Source organism: Blautia parvula (assembly GCF_020215665.1).
Lineage (GTDB): Bacteria > Bacillota > Clostridia > Lachnospirales > Lachnospiraceae > Blautia > Blautia celeris.
The window spans coordinates 3,906,565-3,926,427 of the sequence record NZ_CP084061.1; the positions used below are offsets into that span (position 1 = coordinate 3,906,565).

The 19,863-nt window shown below is 41.9% G+C and carries 14 protein-coding genes; all 14 read right to left on the reverse strand.

All coding sequences use genetic code 11. The features are described 5' to 3' along the window. Window positions 1-14 precede the first annotated feature (14 nt). Window positions 15-1,334 (reverse strand): ABC transporter permease, encoded by a 1,320-nt coding sequence (locus LC508_RS18085; RefSeq protein ID WP_225305209.1) that lies wholly within the window; start codon window positions 1,332-1,334, stop codon window positions 15-17. Continuing rightward, window positions 1,324-3,024, reverse strand: coding sequence for a hypothetical protein (locus tag LC508_RS18090; RefSeq protein WP_103731746.1), 1,701 nt, complete (start codon window positions 3,022-3,024; stop codon window positions 1,324-1,326). Before LC508_RS18090 ends, LC508_RS18085 begins: the two co-directional genes overlap by 11 nt. A 19-nt stretch (window positions 3,025-3,043) precedes the next feature. Beyond that, the gene (locus tag LC508_RS18095; RefSeq protein WP_054351679.1) at window positions 3,044-3,577 is read right to left on the reverse strand and encodes a hypothetical protein; all 534 of its coding nucleotides are present in this window, start codon (window positions 3,575-3,577) and stop codon (window positions 3,044-3,046) included. Window positions 3,578-3,608: 31 nt separating this feature from the next. After that, window positions 3,609-5,717 (reverse strand): ABC transporter substrate-binding protein, encoded by a 2,109-nt coding sequence (locus LC508_RS18100; RefSeq protein ID WP_103731747.1) that lies wholly within the window; start codon window positions 5,715-5,717, stop codon window positions 3,609-3,611. A gap of 165 nt (window positions 5,718-5,882) precedes the next feature. Beyond that, a complete protein-coding gene (locus LC508_RS18105) occupies window positions 5,883-7,004 on the reverse strand; it encodes a sensor histidine kinase (RefSeq protein WP_033140130.1) in 1,122 nt (373 codons plus the stop codon). Beyond that, window positions 6,991-7,698: a response regulator transcription factor gene (locus LC508_RS18110; RefSeq protein ID WP_033140131.1), complete on the reverse strand. Its 708-nt coding sequence runs from the start codon at window positions 7,696-7,698 to the stop codon at window positions 6,991-6,993. The genes LC508_RS18105 and LC508_RS18110 overlap by 14 nt, the downstream gene beginning before the upstream one ends. A 586-nt stretch (window positions 7,699-8,284) precedes the next feature. Continuing rightward, window positions 8,285-10,390, reverse strand: coding sequence for an RICIN domain-containing protein (locus tag LC508_RS18115; protein ID WP_172725716.1), 2,106 nt, complete (start codon window positions 10,388-10,390; stop codon window positions 8,285-8,287). Window positions 10,391-10,534: 144 nt separating this feature from the next. Then, window positions 10,535-11,407: a family 43 glycosylhydrolase gene (locus LC508_RS18120; RefSeq protein WP_103732265.1), complete on the reverse strand. Its 873-nt coding sequence runs from the start codon at window positions 11,405-11,407 to the stop codon at window positions 10,535-10,537. 107 nt (window positions 11,408-11,514) lie between these two features. Beyond that, a complete protein-coding gene (locus tag LC508_RS18125) occupies window positions 11,515-12,507 on the reverse strand; it encodes a LacI family DNA-binding transcriptional regulator (RefSeq protein ID WP_033140193.1) in 993 nt (330 codons plus the stop codon). Window positions 12,508-12,684: 177 nt separating this feature from the next. Next, window positions 12,685-14,193: an arabinosylfuranosidase ArfA gene (arfA, locus tag LC508_RS18130; protein ID WP_103732264.1), complete on the reverse strand. Its 1,509-nt coding sequence runs from the start codon at window positions 14,191-14,193 to the stop codon at window positions 12,685-12,687. A gap of 10 nt (window positions 14,194-14,203) precedes the next feature. After that, complete coding sequence (locus LC508_RS18135; RefSeq protein ID WP_033140134.1) at window positions 14,204-15,049, reverse strand: carbohydrate ABC transporter permease; 846 nt, start codon at window positions 15,047-15,049, stop codon at window positions 14,204-14,206. Between the two features lies 1 nt (window position 15,050). Then, the gene (locus LC508_RS18140; protein WP_029470595.1) at window positions 15,051-15,935 is read right to left on the reverse strand and encodes a carbohydrate ABC transporter permease; all 885 of its coding nucleotides are present in this window, start codon (window positions 15,933-15,935) and stop codon (window positions 15,051-15,053) included. A 96-nt stretch (window positions 15,936-16,031) separates the two neighbouring features. Next, window positions 16,032-17,354, reverse strand: a complete 1,323-nt coding sequence (locus LC508_RS18145; RefSeq protein WP_103732263.1) for an extracellular solute-binding protein — start codon at window positions 17,352-17,354, stop codon at window positions 16,032-16,034. 483 nt (window positions 17,355-17,837) lie between these two features. Beyond that, window positions 17,838-19,799 (reverse strand): thioredoxin domain-containing protein, encoded by a 1,962-nt coding sequence (locus tag LC508_RS18150; RefSeq protein WP_103731453.1) that lies wholly within the window; start codon window positions 19,797-19,799, stop codon window positions 17,838-17,840. Window positions 19,800-19,863: the final 64 nt, after the last annotated feature.

Consider the following 19,863-nt stretch of genomic DNA (forward strand, 5'->3'; position numbering starts at 1 on the left):
CCTTGTATTCATGTTCATTTTGTTGTTTTTTCCTGTATAAGTATTTGGGCTTCCTCGCCGCTTTCGACAAAGGTATATTCTTTCTTCGGCAGAGAAGAGTTTTTATCAACAGAGAACCTCCTTTCATGGGATACAAAGCCAAGCTTTCCTCCTTGCCAATGGAGCAAGAGATCGATGCAAAGCCACAGACAGGGCATGAAATACATAACCTTGCCAATAGAAATATTGTTGTATGACACTATTTTTACAGATATCAAACAAAGTGACAGTGTATATATCACGCAGCTCAGAACCAGTCCCGAATACGAGCGTATTGATGTTATCCTAGCCGCTATTGCCATAAGGATAGAAGCAAATAAAGAAAATAATAGCAGTAAAAACGCTGCATTCCAAAGCTCCTTATCCCGGAAGGTCGGGGCTGCCGACATCCAGACAGTAAGATTCTCCCAGTGATCCAAAAATAAATTTTTCCAAAATTTAAAGTCAGACCACCTTGAAGGGATAAAGCTTGAAGGGATATGCGGAAGATCAATACAGATCACTAATCCGGCCAAGGCGATCAAGGCAAGCGGCAGATAAGAAATCATCCACATCGGATAGTGCCGGAGCTTTCCTCCCCGCTTAATCAACCTTATAACAATGCCGAACGCCAAAACCAAAGCCGGAAGCCGGTAAATCATACCAAACACCCACCCCATCAGTGGTAAATCGATAATTGTACCTCCTGTGAAGTCCGAAGCCGTAAGATAACGCTCTGCCATCTCCCGCGTTCCGCCATCAGAAAATATTAACTGCATATTGGACAGTGTATCACTGGATTCCTCCTCTGCCTGCCGGAATACCCTTGATGTATCATCATCGAATACACCACGAACATATAATACCTCCCCTCCAATCTTGATCTGCATACCGAGCACATTCGTGCTTCCCCATAATGAAAAAGCCAATTCTGAGCTGATGGCGCAGCCCGCTGTATCAGACTGCGAAGGTAAAGAACCAACGAGTATGGTTTTTGACGTGATATCTTCACAGGCTCCAAAAACAACAACCACATCCGCAGTCGTACTCCCCATATCTGCATCCATGATCTCCCGTGCGGAATATACCTGCCACAGCGTGACCTGTGGCTGCTTTGAAAGGCCATCCTGTTTTGCATATTTTTGCTGCCTGACAAGGGCAGACGGACTGACACCACCAATTTCCCATCGTACGCTGACACTTGAGCATAAGCCAATAGCTGCAATAAAGAATGAGCAGGCCATACACCAAACGAAAGCTGCCAGTATTCCCGTTACTGTGAGAGCCCGGTAATTCATAGAATTGTTAGCCTTCAATGCGAACTCTGTCTCCTTCCGAAATAGTCTTATTTGAGCTCGTGATCACCTTATCCGAGTAGGTCAGAGCATTTTCTGTACTTTCAATGCTCATCATCTGCCCGTCCCTATCCTTAACGATGATATCAACCCGTGATGTAACCCACTCGATTCCCATCACAGTATTTTGTTTACGGATTACGAGAACATGGTCACCTCGAGAGTCTCTTCTTAATGCGGTCAGCGGCAGGCAGTTCTGATATGTCTCACTTTTTTTGTTCAAAGAAAGTTGTGCAGACATACCGGGGGTATATTTACCGTCGGGGAGGGTAACCGTCACCGGAACCATGTTATCCTCATCAGCTGTTCCCATGGCTGCTATCTTCACATCCAGCTTCTGAGTGCTGCCGTCAAGTCTATAGCTAAGTTCCCCTGTATCATTTACCGAAAAGTTTTCGGCATTCTCTTTATCTAGGCTCCCTTTAAAAACAAAACCCACGCCATTGTTGGACAGTGTAACTACTTCAACATCTGCTTCCGTTTTTGAACCCTTTTCCAAAGTTTTCAAAACCGTACCGGAGACCGGAGCCATAACATGACCACCATTGTCTATGATTTCTTCTAGTGTGTCACGTAACTTTTCCTTTTCTGACAACTCTGCCTTATAGGTGACACTCTCAATTTCTGCCTCAGTCTGCGATTTAGACTTGTTTTCCTGAGCCTTTTTCAATGCTCGCCGCGCCGCTTCAATGTTTTTTTCGGCAGCGTAGAGTTCCTCATCCTTTGAGTCTTCAAACTCTCGCTGGGCACTTATTATCGCTCTCTCTGCAGCTTCAATAGCAGCCTGAGCATCCATAACCGCAGCCTCATCTGAAAAATCTGTACGGTTTTCTGCCGCAGAAAGTGCCTCATCGGCCTCAGAAAGTGCGTTGTCCCAGCGCGTCTTGATAGCTTCAAGATTTTGAACGGCGCTATCGTAGGCAGGCGTTCCCTCCTCAGCCTCTGAGAGCACTTGCTGTGCCGCGCGAACCGCATCATCCCCAGATTCTTGAACATTCTTCCGATTTTCCTCCGCTTCCTTAATTAATGCCTGCCTTGTAGCTGTGATGGCCCTGTCTTTATTTTCGATTGCATTGGCAAGTGCCGATTCGAGGTCTGCAAAATCATTCCTCTCAAGCTTTGCAACTAAACGGTCATACGCCTGCTGTGCATCATCAAGCGCCTGCTGTGCATCAAGAACACTGTCGCTGCTTCCTTTCCCGGAAAGGCTTATCTTCTGGTTAAGGATATAGATCTCATCCTCGAGGCTCTTAATCTTATCTTTTATGGAAGATACATCAAACTCAAGCAGCGCCTCGCCTTCGCTTACCTGTTTTCCCCTTTCTGCATTAACTTTGATAACCCTGAGGCCCTCCGGCAGGGTGATGGATATACCATCCTCTGCGTCAATTGTTCCATCAATTTCAGCTTTGTTCGTCAATGTTCCACTTGTCATTGTTGATACCTGAACGCTGGCAATCGTGGCAGAATCAGACACACGAGAAACGATCGTAAATACAAAGATCAGTACAAAAAATGAGACTATAAGACGTATTGCTATACGCTGTACACGGTTACTTAACAGAGGCTTATGCTTTAAACCAGAGGCGAACATATCTTTTTCCTGTGTGATAATATCGTTGATCTTTTCCTTGATATGTAAGAGCTTCATTGTGTGGTCTCCTGTATAGTTAATTATTAAACTCTATCATAATTATTTTATCCGCCAGATAAGTGCCATCTGCCTGCTGGGTTCCAAAAAGCAATACAAAATCATCATCCTTTAGTTCGCTTTTATCACCATCTTCAAGAGAATACTTTCCACCCTGAGAATCAACCAGCGCTCTTTGAAATATAGTTTCATCTGTAAAAGTAACACTTACACTGCCACTATCTGCTTCACCATCAGTAGAAGCAAAGCCTGCACCTATCGTACATGTTGTTTCGGTACAGCCACTGACCACTCCACTGAAGTCGGCTGAAGTGATCATATCATTTGCATCAGTAAATGTGTTTTCAGCAGTTATTTCCTTATTTTCACTGCCAGCGTCATCTTGGGGATCATTTTTTGCAACAGATCCCTGATCGGCTGGTACCGCATCTGACTGCGTATCGTTGATCTGGTTATTGGAAGTTTTCGGTTCCGTTTCTGCACCTGCACATCCTGAAAATAAAAACATCCCTACACAAATGATTACACACAGGCTTACAATTCGTTTTTTCATAATTCTTAATTCCTTTCTGTTTTAATCATAACTACATCTGTTCTTTTATATAAAGGCTGGCACGGCTCTGGATCTTTTCAGCAGCTTCCTGTACGCTTATCGTTCCCGCAAAAAATTCTGAGGCTTCTTCTAATATGATATCTTCCAGATTCTGGCTTTCATTTACTGCATAGGACACACTGCTTAAGAGCGTCCTCATAAGCTCTACATCCTCTTGTGTTATCTTCCCGTCTTCGTACAGGAACGTCCACATGGAATTACCATTAATAGCGGCCTGCATTACTGTATCAAACGCTCCCTTATGGAATGGCAGAAGATAACAAGACTCCTGATGCTCCTTCATCAAAAATGTCCTCACAAACTCCCATGCACCATCCTTATACTTGCTGGATGAGGATATTCCAATCTTTACTTCTGGCTTGATCGCATGGTATTCTCCATGGGAGCTTGGCAGGCCTATTACATTTACGTTTCCCTTATAGGAATCTCTGTACTGTGCAATTTGGTATGCACTGTAAACAGCTTCATAGGATGCCACAGCAGCACTCAAGTCCGCCCCGAAGCCGCTTTGGCTGCTCTCCTGAATTTTCCCGGCAAGCTCCAGCAATTCTATGAACTCCGGAGAATTGAAAAAGCACTCACCAGAGGCCCAGTCAACAAGGCTGTCATTGGTCTGGAGCATTATTTCAAGAAATGATGTACTAGACAGATTACTTATGGAATTTAACCCCGAGGTTTCCAGAACCTTTTCCAAGCTGTCCAGCGTCCATCCCCCACTTTCACCAAGGGCACTTGAATTAGCCAGCATTGTGGATATAGATACACCATTTGTAATGTAAGGCAGTTTACCGTCAATGCTTATGGCATCAAAGACATTTGCGAAATAGTCATCCATATTAATTTCTGAGTCGTTCTTAATATACGTATAGAGATCCTCCAACAATCCCTTGTTATGGTAGATCGGAACCGATAAATTGCTCATATCCAAAATGTCTGGTATATCCCCTGAAATAATCTTTGTATTAAGATTTAAAACGGCATTATCCCATTCCTCATCGGATACGTTTTGTTCGTACGGAAAATATTCCGTCAGTTCAATCTTATATTCTTTATTTGTTTTATTAAAATCCGAAACAGCCTGGACAACACTTGGATTGGCAGTCAAGCTCACCATACTGAGTTCTGTCCGATTATCTTTTCCCTTGGAAAGCACCCCTATCTCATAGGAGAGTACAGAAGTCTGGTTGGACGACGCGGCCAAAACCACAAATCGACCATCCTCAAGTTCACATACATGAACATCCGATGTGTTCAACCCCATATCAGACCAATTGAAGACAAGATTACCTTTCTGTGCCCCAGCACTGTAACCATACAGGCTTGAGGAGTCAAAAAGATAGAAATTGCTGGTACTTCCTCCAAACAGACCTGCTGTTGTTCCTAAATATGTGGGATCCTTATGCCAATCCTTATTATCTATATCCACGGTAAGCAGATTATAGTTTGCTCTGTCCGTAGTAGTGGCACACACACCAATCTGTCCCTCACCGGTCGTTATGGTTGTCATAAGATTTCCATCATAATTGAGATCAAACAAAAACTCACCATTGCTGTCAAAAAGATAAGCATATGTACTACCGCATTTGGCTGCTATGCAGATATTCCCCTCAGCATCCATACTCATAAATATTTCACTGCCAGATGAGGAAGTAACTGTGGCATCCAGTACTGACGATAAATCTACGGATTGGACTGCTGCATTGCTGCTATCAAATTTTTTCAAACTGTAGCCTCCTGCATTATCCTTGCAAACAGCCCATATGCTGCCGTGTTGATCTATCCCAAAATCCAGAAGTACAGTTGAATCCTCAAATACCAGCGGCAGCTTTTGAAAATCACCGTTATCAATTGATATTGCCGCCAAATACGAGACCTCATTACCTTCTTGACAGCACACATAAGCCTTGTTATCGCTGATCAGAAGCCTTGAAATGTATGTCACGGAATCAGGGATGTCAAAAAAACTTGCGACATAGGATTCAGGAGCCTCCTCATCCTTGGTGTTATGACCACATGCCGTCATAGAAAAAAGCATCGCTATCAGACATAGCATTGAGATGTTTCGTTGTAACATTTTCATATTATCCGCTATCCTCCTTGCATATAAAATACCTGCTCTCTCAGGTGTATTCAGCATACCATGAATGAGCAGGCAGTTTTTTAATTTCATATAAATGATTAGCTAAGGAATGGTAAATGAAATCCTAAGAATTCCTAAGACTTCAAGGCAGAAGCCACGATGGTATTAAACTGAGGGAAGTTCAACGATAAACACAGTGTTTCCGTTACTGCTTTCAGCCTTTATATCACCACCGTGCTTTACAACAATATCCTTAGCGATGGCAAGACCTAGTCCGGAGCCACCGGTTGTGCTTGATCTTGAGCTGTCCAGACGATAAAATTTGTCAAAGATCACATTTAGCTTGTCTTCTGGAATGTCACCTTTATTTTCAAATTTGACAACATTCTTTCCGGGAAGCTCCTGGGCTGAAATTGTTATGACACTGCTGTCTGCACTATATGCTATGGCGTTTTTCAAAATATTATTAAATACCCTTGCCAGCTTTTCAGAATCACCGTATAATACCATATTTTCGGAGATATTGTTTTCAATGTACTTCCCACATGAATTTAGCTGTGGATACAGCTCATCTGAAATCTGTACCATCATATAGTAAAGATCAATAATTGTCTTTTTTAGAGGAACGGATTCCGAATTACTACGTGCAATCTCAAAAAATTCATCAATCAAAGTTTCAAGTCGATTAGCCTTCTCCCATGCGATATGGATGTATTTTAATTTCTTCACATCAGTCATATCCGGATTTTCATCCAAAAGGCTAAGATATCCTATAACTGAAGTGAGCGGAGTTTTTATATCATGAGCCAGATATACAATAAGATCATTCTTTTTCTGCTCGGCTATCTGTGTCTCAAACGCCCGTGTTTTCAGTGTCTGCCTGACATGGTTCAATTTATGTTCAATAATTTCCAGTTCAAGAGATAACGATATCTGTCCCTCCTCATCCATGAGCTGGTCGATCCCGTTTACAACTTCATCAAAATATCGTTTATATGACTTCAGCAGCATCTGAAATAACACAAACATAAAAGTGATGATTGTTATCGCAAGAATAAACTGCATGTTATTTCCTACTACTTTGAAATAAAGTATATCCGCCTCAGTATCACTGATGTGAAGAATGCGTGCAATGACAGCAGCTATTATATCAGCCACATGTCCCTGGCTAAGTAACCGCAGGAGGAGTACTGTCAGGGCAGCACCAATTGTTATACATAATCCTTTGCCAAATGTGATGCGGCTAAGCTTTGAATAGTTGTAATCTTTTTTTTTAAATTTCCTCAATTTTGTATCCGACCCCCCAGACAGTTTTGATATATTTGGGTCTTTCACCGGTATCCCCCATTTTCTCGCGTAAATGGCGAATGTGTACAGTAAGGGTATTGTTGCTTTTGGTATAATATTCGCCTTGCCAAACTTCATGAAACAAATCCTCGGCACTGACTACACTGCCTTTGCGCTCCAGAAGAATACGAAGGATCGAAAACTCCGTTGGTGTTAGCAATAGGCTGTTTCCATCGATCGTACATTCATATGTCTTAATATTCATCATCAATCCCGCATACTCAAAGATTGTTTCTGTTACATGGGGAGCGGAGATTGTATTATATTTTTTGTAACGGCGAAGCTGCGCCTTTACTCTGGCAATCAGTTCAAGCGGTCGAAAAGGTTTTGTAATATAATCATCTGCCCCAAGTGTCAGACCGGTAATTTTATCGGTTTCAGAATCTTTTGCCGTAAGCATGATCACAGGACAAGCACATCCCTTATCTCTCACCATTTGGCATATTGAAAGACCACTGATATCTGGAAGCATAATGTCCAATATGACAAGGTCAAACTCCATATTTTCCATATAGTCAAGCGCTTCTGCACCTGAGTAGAATTTATACACATCCAGATTTTCATTTTGAAGATAGGCTTCAATTAAGTCAGCAATTTCTTTCTCATCATCAACCACAAGTATTTTCTCGGCCAAAACATAATACTCCTTTCTGTTCTAAATTTTATATAGTATACCAAATTTACTGTTCCCATTTATTCATTTGTGATTATAAAATCATTAATTTTTTCCTAAGGATACAACGGTTATGCTGAGAATTCTCCTTCATCATGATTCTCATTTCAACAATATCCGTTATTCATTTTAATTTATGAGAACAGATCGAAGCCTCACCTTAATAGAATTCGTCAACAGGCCCAATAAGCAGTATGTCACTCCCGGCAGCCTGGCAACCACCTTATCCAACCGGTGCTGCACGCAGCACAGTTTATGCCTGTTACTGTACATTGTCCGACTTCTGCCTCTTATCCCATTAATTTCTGCAAAGTAACGATGTTCTCGTCAATCGTCTCGACCTTTTCGTGTTATGATAACACTCTTTTATCTCTCCCATAATTAACACCTTACTTTATACCCGCTCAATATATCCCGTATGGGTATATTACATATTTTTTATCCAGGTAATTTCAAACAAAATAAAAGGAGACTTGAAAGCCAAGTCTCCCGATTATAACTTACTTAGAAATCATCACTATATTACGAGTTGTATGATGGGTATATATTAATGAATACCCTCTTTTACCAGCATCCATTCCTGACAGCCATAATCCGTTATGCCCCATTGTCCGACCGATGCGCCGTCTTCCGTAGAATTACTGAATACTTCAAGATATTTACCACTATTTTTATTCACAATATGGCAATAGCCCTCTTCCGTCTCTTCTAATAACCAGATCTGGGAATCGCGTTCCGCATAACTGCTTTGAATTGCCTTTGCCCCATCAACAGTACTTTCACTTTCAATATCCAGATACAGTCCACTGTTCATATTCTTGATTCTATAACTGCCATTTCCGGCATCTTCAAAATTCCATTTCTGGCACCAATGATCAGTAATTCCCCATTGACCTGATTCTGCCCCCTCATTCGTCAAAGCACTTTTTATCTCAAGATACTTGCCGCTGTTTTTATTAATAATGGCGAAATCATCGAAAGTCTCACTGACTTGTATACAGTCCAGTTCTGCGAAGCCAACATCTTTACTAAATTTTATCGAATTAGTGCCAGCATTTAAATAGCAGGAAAAACCACTCCAAAGGTAACGGTCCCAATTGACTGTAACAGGGTAATTAACCGTTCCTATCTGTGTTCCGTTTACGGTAACCATGTGAGATGCCTCTGTCCCCTCACCATTAGAATACCTGACCAGAATATTATAATTCCCAGAGTTTTCGACCTTGATGTTCTGGAAATCAACCGAGCTGTCTGACTCATTAATATACTGCACTTCCAGTCCGTTAGATGCATCAACAGCATTACCAGCCTGAGCATTTGTAATCGCTGCTTTTTCTGCTTCGTAAATACTCCCTTTCAGCGGAAGGGTGCCAACCCTTACATCATTCAGGTTATAACTTATTCCATCAATAGTCTTGGCATTGCTAAAGTTTTCTACATTTGTAGCCTGATAGAGAGTGGAATTATCCGGGCTCACATCAAAGCTCTGGCTAAATCCTGAAAAATACCCGCCCGCCAGGTCATTATAATCATAGGTCACCGCCATTGGCAGCCGCTCCCATGAACCCCTGCCAAGATTGTAGTTCACATAAAAATTCTGTCCGCCACTGATACTATCGCTGCTGTCTGTCCCCCACTTCGCAGAGATCACAACCATACCGTTGGGACCGCCCGCATCAATCCATTTTACATAGGGAGAAGAACCGATTCCCCTGCCGTCCGCCAGAGCAACTCTGGTTCCAAGGCTTCCTGCATCCCATGTCACGCCGTCATCGGAAAACTTGCAGTAGACAACAGCATTATTCTTACTCAGACTCGGGCGGTTCACCATTTCATACGTTGCCATATACTTTCCGCTTGGCAGCTCTGTTACCGTTATCATACCCGGTCTATCGCTCGTATTATTTATTGCCGCAACATTTGTAAGTCCGCTCCAATTCACGCCGTCAGATGAGGTTTTAAGAGAAACTGCCTGCAGAACCCCATCGGATTTCTGTCTTTCATCAGAATAATAGCACACTAAATCTCCCGATTCGCTCATCCCCAAAAACGGCTCCCAAACAGTTGTGGTAGTAGAAGTAGTACTCGGATCATAAATACAAGCGCCCCCATTATCTACCTCACTTAGAAACGTCCATGTGTATCCGCCATCCATACTCTTATAAAGGACTATTCTGGACTGAGTATAAGGATCATCATCAAAAATATTACCTGCAAGTAAAATGGTACCGGCCGGCATATCCCCAACCTGAACCGGCAGTTCATAGAGACATGGCTGGGAAGTCCTTAACAGACCATATTCTTTGTCATATACATTACTGATAAGCTGCCAGTTATCTCCATTGTCCGTGCTTTTATAAATCGGATATACCTGTTTTGAAACACTTGTACCATCATCCATATCAACCGTAACATTTTTCAGCTGGTCATAGGTACATAGCAAAGTGCCATTCGCGCTACCACTATTTTTCAGACATATGATTCTTGAATAAGTAGCTCCTCCAGGATCAAACGTTGACTCATTGTCAGAAACATAAACAGCCACTCCATTTTCTGTTGTCTTTGCAGACACCGAAATGACGAAACAAAACACCATCATAAACACTGCCGCAAGAGCAGTCAGTCTACGGCACAAAGTATACCATCTTCCCATTTTTATATCCTCCTCGTATACTGGAATGTACATGTACAATGAATAATCAAATATACCCTTTGGTCGATTGACTCCTCCATTATTCATGTATAAGTAATCATGTCTTTGTACTGTATTTTACAAAGTCTAGGAAATCACAGAACTTTAAAAATTATTCTCAAAGTTAAACACTGGCCGCCCCTCTTTATCCCATTCAATCCTCATACGGTACACATGCCTGTTAGGATCGTATAACAGATCACCATCAATCTCATCATATTGTCTGGCATGATAGACCATAATGTCCCCTTTTCCATCCTCTGCTTTTGTAAATGAATTGTGCCCGGGTCCGAGAATCCCCTTTTTCCAATCCGTTTTAACAACGGGAACTCTTTCCTTTTTCCATGCACGCGGATTCAACAATTCTCCATCTTCCGGAATGCTCAGCATTCCCATACAATAGCATTCACCTGTAGCACTTGCTGAATATGTCAGGTATAACATATCATCATGCCGCAGTAATGCCGGACCTTCATTTACCCAAAAATCAACCCTCTCCCAGTCGTAATCCGGAGATGTCAAAAGCACATGGGGGGTAGAAAGCTTTGACGGACTTTCCATTTCTGCTATATAAAGATTCGATATTTTCTTTCCTTCACTGACTTTTTCTGCCCACACACAATACCATATCCCTCTGTTCTGAAATACAGTCATATCAAGAGAGAAATCTTTGAATGAAAAATCATCCGCTGCCTGCATCTGCCCCAATTCCATCCAGGAATCCTTCAATGGATCATCTCCTGTACACGCTAAAACATAAGGGCGTATTGCCCATATATCATCCTTATTCCCCGCCGCAAAATAAATAAACCATTTATCTTCAATACAGTGAATTTCCGGGGCCCATATATGGATACTCATAATTCCCTTTCTATGCTTCTCCCATATAGTAACTTCGTCTGCATCTGCCAGACCGTCAAGCGTTCTGCTGCCGCGAAGCACGATCCGGTCATATTCCGAAACAGAATAAAGGCAAATCTATTCCGCATATAATAAGCTGCTGCGTGCTGATATATGGTAAATCGCCGATTCTTTATTTTCTGCCCGCTGTGAGGTTGTATACAAAATATATTTTCACTGCCAGACTACAGAGTTTCTCTATCTAATATCTTATAATTCAGATAAATGGCTTTCGGTGAATACTCTTCTGAATCGATCTGAGCAAGCAATTCCGAAACCGCAGTTGCCGCCACACCCTCAAGATTTGTAGATACTGTTGTTAATTTGGGAGAAATAAATTCCAGAATATTAATGTTATCAAATCCCATTAACCCATAATCTTTTGGTATAGACATCCCATTCTGCTGTCCCCAGCGCATCACATTCAATGCATAGCTGTCGCCGGAACATAAAAAGGCTGTCCTTTTTTCTCTTCCTTCTTTAATCACGCACTTCACATCAGGAAGATAATCAGTTTTGCCAATCACCGCTGATTCAAGTTCAGGATATTTAGCAACTGACGCCCTAAACCCTAAAAGTCTCTGTTCATGGACATATATATTTTCTTTCTCTTTCACAGCCAGCGGAGGACAGATAAAGACAACTCTTTCATATCCTTTGGACACGATCAGATCGACTGATTCCATAGCCGCTGTCATCTCATTTACCTGTACTGTGGTTATTGCATCTGACACTTGATTCCCTATGCAGACAATCGGGATATGCAGTGAAAGCAAAAATTCTTCAAACTCTTTTCCTTTATTAATCGGACTGATCAGTATCCCTTCCATCTGACGGTCCGCAAGTCCTTGTATCAGCTTCTTTTCCCAATCCAGACTCTCATCACAGACCACAATATTAGTGAAATACCCTCTCTTGTCTGCTTCCTTATTTATAATATTTAAAGACTGGACAAAATACATATTTTCTATATTAATCGTTACCACGCCCAGGGACATTGTTCTGCCATGATTCAAACTTCTGGCCAGCAGATTCGGACGATAATTATATTCTTTGGCAACTGCCAGAATCCTTTCCCGTGTCTCCTTCCCAACGCTTCCCCTGTCGTTTAACGCCCTTAATACAGTTGTTCTTGATACACCACATTTTTCAGCAATTTGATTTACAGTGATTGCCATCTCCCATTCCCTCCGTTCATCCATAAAACCCGAGCCAGCCATGCCTGGACATATGATACTCTGCTTAAAATCAGCTTAAGTATAACACCAATCCACAGCCGCCGCAACGAAGAGATTGTCTGAGTTCAAAGTGCATTATACGAATGTTACTCAGAATCTGCGGGAACGTACAGTAACTTAGACATCTATGCGAATCATATTAAACGACAGTGGTTCGATTTCTGCAATACAACTGCCAGACTCAATCACTGCACTTTCTCTTGAACGCGGTATGACAGCCTTATGATCATATTGATTCGTCATCTTTTTGTCTTTTGCCGTCATACTTACAAAGCATTTCACCCCCTTAAGCTCGAAATTCTGGAGTATAACTTCTACTTTCATTGAATGTTCTTCACTCTTATTCACTATAAAAACAGCAATTTCATTTTCAGCATCATTCCAGACAACGACTTCATCAAGGTATGGGACATGTTTAAAACCATCACATTCATAGGCTGGTCCCAACGCATTGCTCCTCAAAACTATGCCATTTGCATAATTTGCAAAATAATAGAATGGATAATAGATGGTCTGGAGCCATAGCCCGCCGTTTTTCTCCGTCATAATGCATGCACTGACATTAGTAAGAAGTGACTGGCAGGCAATCTTTATAACATCGGCATTTCTTAACATTACCATCTGCATTCCCGCAAAAAGAAGGGCATCCTCCAGTGTATATATTTGTTCACTAATTGCAGGCGCTATATTCCAGGGTTCTTTTGACACTTCCACATTCACAGAATCACTTGGGACTGCCCACACCCCCCATTCATCCATACTAAATTTAATATCTTTTCCAGAGCGTTTTTTCTTCTTAACTACCTGGGCAGCGGAGCGTACCGTTTTTATATATTCCTCCATATCGAGAGTCTGGGCTAAAAACGCCTTTGTACCTTTTTCCTGTCCCCCATAGTACTGGTGCAGGGCCAGATAATCAATCACATCGTATGTCTGTTCCAGGACCTCCATATCCCACATTGGATATGTCTCCATATTTGACAGGGAACTGCCGCATGCAATCAACTCTATCGACGGGTCTACCAGCTTCATAGTCTTTCCGGCTTCTGCAGCGAGGCACCCATATTCATATGCACTCTTATGCCCTATCTGCCACACGCCGTCCATTTCATTTCCAAGGCACCACATCTTCACTCCATAAGGCTTTTGTACACCGTGGTTTTTTCGCAATTCACTGTACTCCGTCCCCCCGGGGAAGTTGCAGTACTCAATGTATTGGACTGCCTCTTCTATTCCCCTGGTTCCCAGATTTACCGTAAAGATTGGCTCAACACCTGCTTTTCGCGCCCAATGGATAAACTCATTTGTCCCAAACTCATTCGTTTCTATCGCCTTCCACGCAAGTTCAAGCTTCCTTGGCCTGCTCTCCCTCGGGCCAACACCATCTTCCCAACGGTAAGCAGAGACAAAGTTCCCTCCCGGGTAGCGAACAGATGTCACTCCCATTTCTCTTACCTTCTCCAGCACGTCGCCGCGAAATCCTTCGTCATCAGAACTTAAATTTTCCGGTTCGTACACCCCTGTATAAATAACTCTTCCCATATGTTCCAGAAATGAACCATAAAGCCTAGGGTCAATGTTCCCTATTTTAAAATTTTTATCGCAAACAATTTTAGCCTCTAACATACAAATCTCCTTAACCCTTTAATCCGGCGCTTGCCATACCTTCCACAAAATACTTCTGTCCGGCCATATACAGGATAAACATAGGGAGCAGTGAGATCAGTGCTCCTGCAAATGCCGCCCCATACTCAATTGTATTCTGTCCTATGAATAATGCCAGACCATTTGCCAGTGTCCGCATTTGTGTCTTGCTCGTCACAATCATCGGCCACAGCAAATCATTCCATGATCCATTGATACTTAATATAATCAGCGTAATCGCTGCTGGTTTCACCTGCGGCATCATGATCCGCCAGAAAATTCCCATTTCTGAAAGTCCATCAATCCTGGCAGCCTCGGCCAGCTCTTTCGGTATTCCTGAGAAAGCCGCCCGCATCATAAAGATAGAACCGGCAACCGCAACTCTTGGTATAATCAGCCCCCAGTATGAATCATACATTCCCAACTTAAATACAACGAGGAATAATGGAACCATAATAACCTGAAAGGGGACCATCATTGTAGCTAAAGTCATTAAGAACAGTCCTGTCTTTCCTTTGAAGTCATAAAAAGCGTATGCATAACCGGCCATACTATTCACAATGACAGCCAGCAATGTCGTGCCGCCTGCATAGATCACAGAGTTAAGCATATAGCGCAGTATATTAATACGATCCTGTACATCAACAAAATTTTCTACAGTAAGTGACTGTGGTACAAATGTAGGAGGCCAGGATATTATTTCTTTTTCCGGCTTAAATGCACTTAACGTCATCCAGATAATCGGCACCAGAACCAGCAGAGCCAGAATGACTAAAACGATAAATATGGGAATACTGATCGTTACATCTTTGATCTTGATTGCCTTTTTCTTTTTCATATTAATCCTCCTGATTCATTTTGTGGTACATCAGCACAGTTACAACCATAATTATCGCAAATAAAATCACGGACATGGCAGAAGCGTATCCCATACTTGAACGCGATGAGAATGCTCTGGAATAAATATAAGTGACCGTAGATTCGGTTGTATAGTTAGGCCCGCCATTTGTCGTAATATATATAATATCAAATATCTGCAGTGCCCCTGCAAACCGTGTCATTAAAATGTACCAGAAGGTTGGCCTGATGGATGGCGCTGTAATATGCCAGAACTGCCTTATCTTCCCTGCCCCGTCCATCTCTGCCGCTTCATATAAGGAAGCTGATACCTGCTGGATTGCCGTCACATAAATAATTGCAGAAATCCCGAAGCTTCTCCATATAGATATGAACGAAACTACAAATATAGTAAGGCCCGGTGTATTAAGAAAATTAATCTTCCCAAGCCCCATAGATTGTAATGCTGCTGTAACAAAGCCAATATTGGAGTGCAGAATCATCTTCCACATAATACCAATAGCCGTCGCAGAACATATCACAGGCAGAAAATAAACCGCTCTGAAAATCTTGTTCTTGATATTATTCTTAGCAATCAGCGCCGCAACTACCAGTGCTCCCAGAACCTGCAGTGGTACCTCCAGGCCAGTGAAAATAGCCGTCACTTTTAAGCTGTTTATAAACCGACTGTCCTGAAATGCCTCAGCAAAATTTTCAAGGCCGATAAAGCGCGCCGAATCCATTGTAATAGATACATCGAATAAGCTTAATCCGAATGCAATAATAAGAGGCACTACACTAAACAGAATCAACAAAATGACCGATGGGGCCAAAAAGAGATAAGCACTTCTGGAAGGCTTATTCCAGTATTTTATCATTTTCTTCATTATCACTTCTCCTACCTGCCTCAAGTTCCCAGTGAAAGGCGGCTGGTTCAGCCGCCTATTTGCTGCCATCCGCAGACAACAACACCATTAAATCAATTATTTACTATATTCCTCAACTATTTTATCTGCTGTATTCTGAGCTTTTTCAAGTGCATCCTCCACCGATGCATTACCAAATGCTACCGAGTTAATCATTTCCGGAATAACATCGTTTAAAATATCATTAATACCCGGGAAACTTGAATCAACAATAAAATCCGTTGGCGCATCCGGATTTGCAGAAGACATCACACTAAGCTTTTCACTTTGTTTGTATTCCTCTTTTTCCTGAACGGAATATGTATAGGCTGGGAAACCATTTGACACAGACCACTCTAAAGCTGGGCTGGAGCCTTCTGTATTTTCTGAATTCCACCACTCAATGAACTTATATGCAGCTTCTTTTTCCTCATCACTTGCCGTTGTTGTAACAGAGAAACCAAGAACCTCTACTGAATTCATGTCTCCTGCATCTCCCTGAGGTATCAGGCCAATTCCATAATTAACACCTGCCGTATCAAGCCCCGCTGTTACCCACGGCCCGCCGACTGTCATACCAATCTGCCCTGCACTTACCATAGAATCTGTATCAGCTTCCAGCGGGTTATCTCCGTTGTCGATTAGTGTCTTGTACATCGTAAGAAAATCAGTGTATCCAGTGTTTCCTGCGAAATCTGCCTTCCAGCTGCCATTATCATCTTTTACTGCCAAACCGCCTAAGCGCTGCATCATATGTGCAATCTGATATGGATAATCATAAGAAATACCAGAGCCATAAATATTCTTGCCCTCATCCGTAATCTTTTCAGCATATGACTGCCACTCTTCCCATGTTGAAGGAGGTGTCTCCGGATTAAGTCCCGCCGCTTGGAATAAATCCTTGTTCCAATACATGTAATAACCTACAACCTGAAATGGAACAAAGTACAACTTATCCCCCTCAGAGCAATAGTCGAGATATGATTGTATGAAATCATCCTTATTTAGATTAGTCTTATCAAACACATCGCCGATATCCTGCATATAGTCCCCGTATGTAAACCTATATGCACTTGAACTTAAAATCATGGTAGGGCCTGTTCCTGCCGCAAAGGCAGTGGATAGCTGGCTGTCAAAATCTGAAGATATATCCATCTCAACAGTGATTCCATCTTTGTTCTCTTCATTATACCGGTTTACTAATTCAACCAGCATATCGCCATCTGAGCCTGTAAAACTATTCCAGAATGATATTGTCGTACCTTTGGTGCTTTTCTTTACATCCCCATCATCTGTTTTTGACCCCTCCTTGGAATCGCTTCCACAAGCTACCGTTGAGAAAATCATCATTGCTGAAACTCCAAGCGCAGCTAATCTCTTCCACTTGTTCACTTTTTTCATAATTATTTCTCCTTTTCTTCAACTTTTTAGCAAACATACTTTACCGGTTTGTCGTATGTCGGCTTTTTGCAGCGATTGTACACGTGTAACCCGCTTTTATAAATTAAGAATATTATTTTTGTGCATAAATGTCAATAAAAAATTATAATACCGGCATTTTGCATCATTTTTTCACATAACTTTTGTTAAATATTGCATGTTAATTTAGCAATTATCAGATTTATTTTTATATTTTTTTATATTAACAAAACGTTCACGAGTACATTTCATACTCCCACACCATATTTCCTGAGGTATATAAAAAAAGAGTTCCCGGCAAGCCTACACACTCACCAGGAACTCTCCGCAAACTGTTCTATTCAAATATTACCGCCACACGGATACTCAACTCCGACACTGCATTCGAGACCCGCATTGTTCCAATCCCTGACACCCTTTGATTTCCATACGTGAACTGGCCACTCCATAAGCTTTACTATAGGGTTATTTTATCTCATTTACCGGCGGAAGGCATATATGATCCTTACAAACATAATATGTTGTTTTTCCGTTCAGCAATTTAAACTCCGGCGTTTCTTCCTTTAAGATCTTTATATCTGCATACAGCGGAACGCGGCTGATGATTTCTTCTTCTGTGTCCGTTTTCGACAATATAGCCGTAATCTTTTGAGGCGGATAGTCATATAGCAGAAGCGCAGTCAGAAACATACAGTATCCCGCCGGATAGCCCTCCGCTAGATGGGACATATATGCAAGCTGCTGCTCTGCTGCACTTTTATAAGCTTTATTATCTGTAATCTGAAAAAGCCGTACAAGACAATAAGCCATCACGGAATTTCCACTGGGTATTGCACCATCATAGGTTTCTTTCGGCCTCGTAATCAATCTGTCATTCCGGTCTCCGTACAGAAAAAAACCTTCTCCATTCGGATCCTCAAACTGCCGCCGTGCTTCATTACAGATCTCTTCTGCACGCCTTAGGTACTTTTCATCAGAGACCGCCTCGTAAAGACTGAGCAATGCCGCTGTATAATATGCATATTCATCAAGAAATCCGTTTACAGCTCCAGCTCCATTGCGGCAGCTGACAAAAAGTATATTTCCGTCTGCCAAGTTTTTCTCAATGAAACAATGCGCTTGCACGGCCGATTGAAGATATCGTTCCTTTCCGGTGACCCGGTATAGTACCACCATAGCAGAAAGCATCAGAGAATTCCATGTGGTAAGGACTTTATCATCCAGATGGAGTTTTGTTCTTAACTGCCGATTCTCATATAAAAGCTTTTTTTCTTTATGGAATTTATCAGAAATAGGATTTCCATTCAACAGGTTTGGTATATTTTTCCCCTCGAAGTTTCCCTTTTCAGAGATTCCGAAATAACTGCAGAATTCCTCCCCTTTTTCTCTACCAAGTATATTACAAATTTCTTCATAATCCCAGATATAATATAATCCTTCCCTGCCCTCACTATCCGCATCCTGGGCAGAGTAAAATTCACCGTCAGGTCCTGTCATTTCCCGCAAAATATACTCCGCAGTTTTTTCTGCTGTATCCAGAAACATGTTTTCTTTAGATATTTTAAATGCGGCTGCGTATGCGATCATGAGCAGTGCATTATCATATAACATTTTTTCAAAATGAGGAACGAGATAAAAACGGTCTGTGGAATATCTGGAAAATCCATATCCAATATGATCAAAAATCCCCCCTCTTCGCATTTGCTCCAAAGTTTTCTCTACCTGATACCATTTATCATCAAGCCCAATCCCGGAATACAGCATAAGAAATATTAGATTATGGGGAGTTGGAAATTTAGGTGCTGAACCGAACCCACCGTAGTTTTTATCAAAGGATCTTGTAAATAATTCTGCTGCCTGCCCGGGGAGTCCGCTGTCTATTGCTTTTCCAGCCCGCTTTTGCAATTTATCTTCTGAATTGCCCGCATTTGTATCTATTTGACTTAAAATCTGTTCTGCTGACTGCAGCAAACCGGCTCTCTTTTGTTTCCAAAGTTTATTGATCTCCAGTAACAGTTCCCGAAATCCCATCATACCAGAACGGTTCACAGGCGGAAAATACGTTCCTGCGTAGAAGGGCATCTGCTTTGCTGTCATAAAAATACTCATAGGCCATCCTCCACTCCCTGTCAGTGTCTGGCAGACAGCCATATACACACTATCTATATCGGGACGCTCTTCCCTGTCTACCTTAATGGAAATAAAATTTTGGTTTAGAATGGCGGCAATTTCCTCATTTTCAAAACTCTCATGTGCCATCACATGACACCAGTGACAGGTGCTGTAGCCAATACTTAAAAAAACGGGTTTATCTTCCTGCCTTGCTCTTTCAAATGCCTCATTACACCATGGATACCAGTCGACAGGATTTTCCGAATGTTGTATAAGATATGGACTGCTTTGACCTCTTAGATGGTTACTACTCATAACGGTCCTCCTTTTAGATGTTCCTTAAAAGCATTTCCACTATGCGTGCAAACAATACCTTACG

Bases quoted from the DNA above. Each gene is read 5' to 3' on its own strand.
- LC508_RS18090 (WP_103731746.1), bottom strand. From the start codon at position 3,024: ATGAAGCTCTTACATATCAAGGAAAAGATCAACGATATTATCACACAG.
- LC508_RS18095 (WP_054351679.1), bottom strand. From the start codon at position 3,577: ATGAAAAAACGAATTGTAAGCCTGTGTGTAATCATTTGTGTAGGGATG.
- LC508_RS18100 (WP_103731747.1), bottom strand. From the start codon at position 5,717: ATGAAAATGTTACAACGAAACATCTCAATGCTATGTCTGATAGCGATG.
- LC508_RS18115 (WP_172725716.1), bottom strand. From the start codon at position 10,390: ATGGGAAGATGGTATACTTTGTGCCGTAGACTGACTGCTCTTGCGGCA.
- LC508_RS18125 (WP_033140193.1), bottom strand. From the start codon at position 12,507: ATGGCAATCACTGTAAATCAAATTGCTGAAAAATGTGGTGTATCAAGA.
- arfA (WP_103732264.1), bottom strand. From the start codon at position 14,193: ATGTTAGAGGCTAAAATTGTTTGCGATAAAAATTTTAAAATAGGGAAC.
- LC508_RS18135 (WP_033140134.1), bottom strand. From the start codon at position 15,049: ATGAAAAAGAAAAAGGCAATCAAGATCAAAGATGTAACGATCAGTATT.
- LC508_RS18140 (WP_029470595.1), bottom strand. From the start codon at position 15,935: ATGAAGAAAATGATAAAATACTGGAATAAGCCTTCCAGAAGTGCTTAT.
- LC508_RS18145 (WP_103732263.1), bottom strand. From the start codon at position 17,354: ATGAAAAAAGTGAACAAGTGGAAGAGATTAGCTGCGCTTGGAGTTTCA.
- LC508_RS18150 (WP_103731453.1), bottom strand. From the start codon at position 19,799: ATGAGTAGTAACCATCTAAGAGGTCAAAGCAGTCCATATCTTATACAA.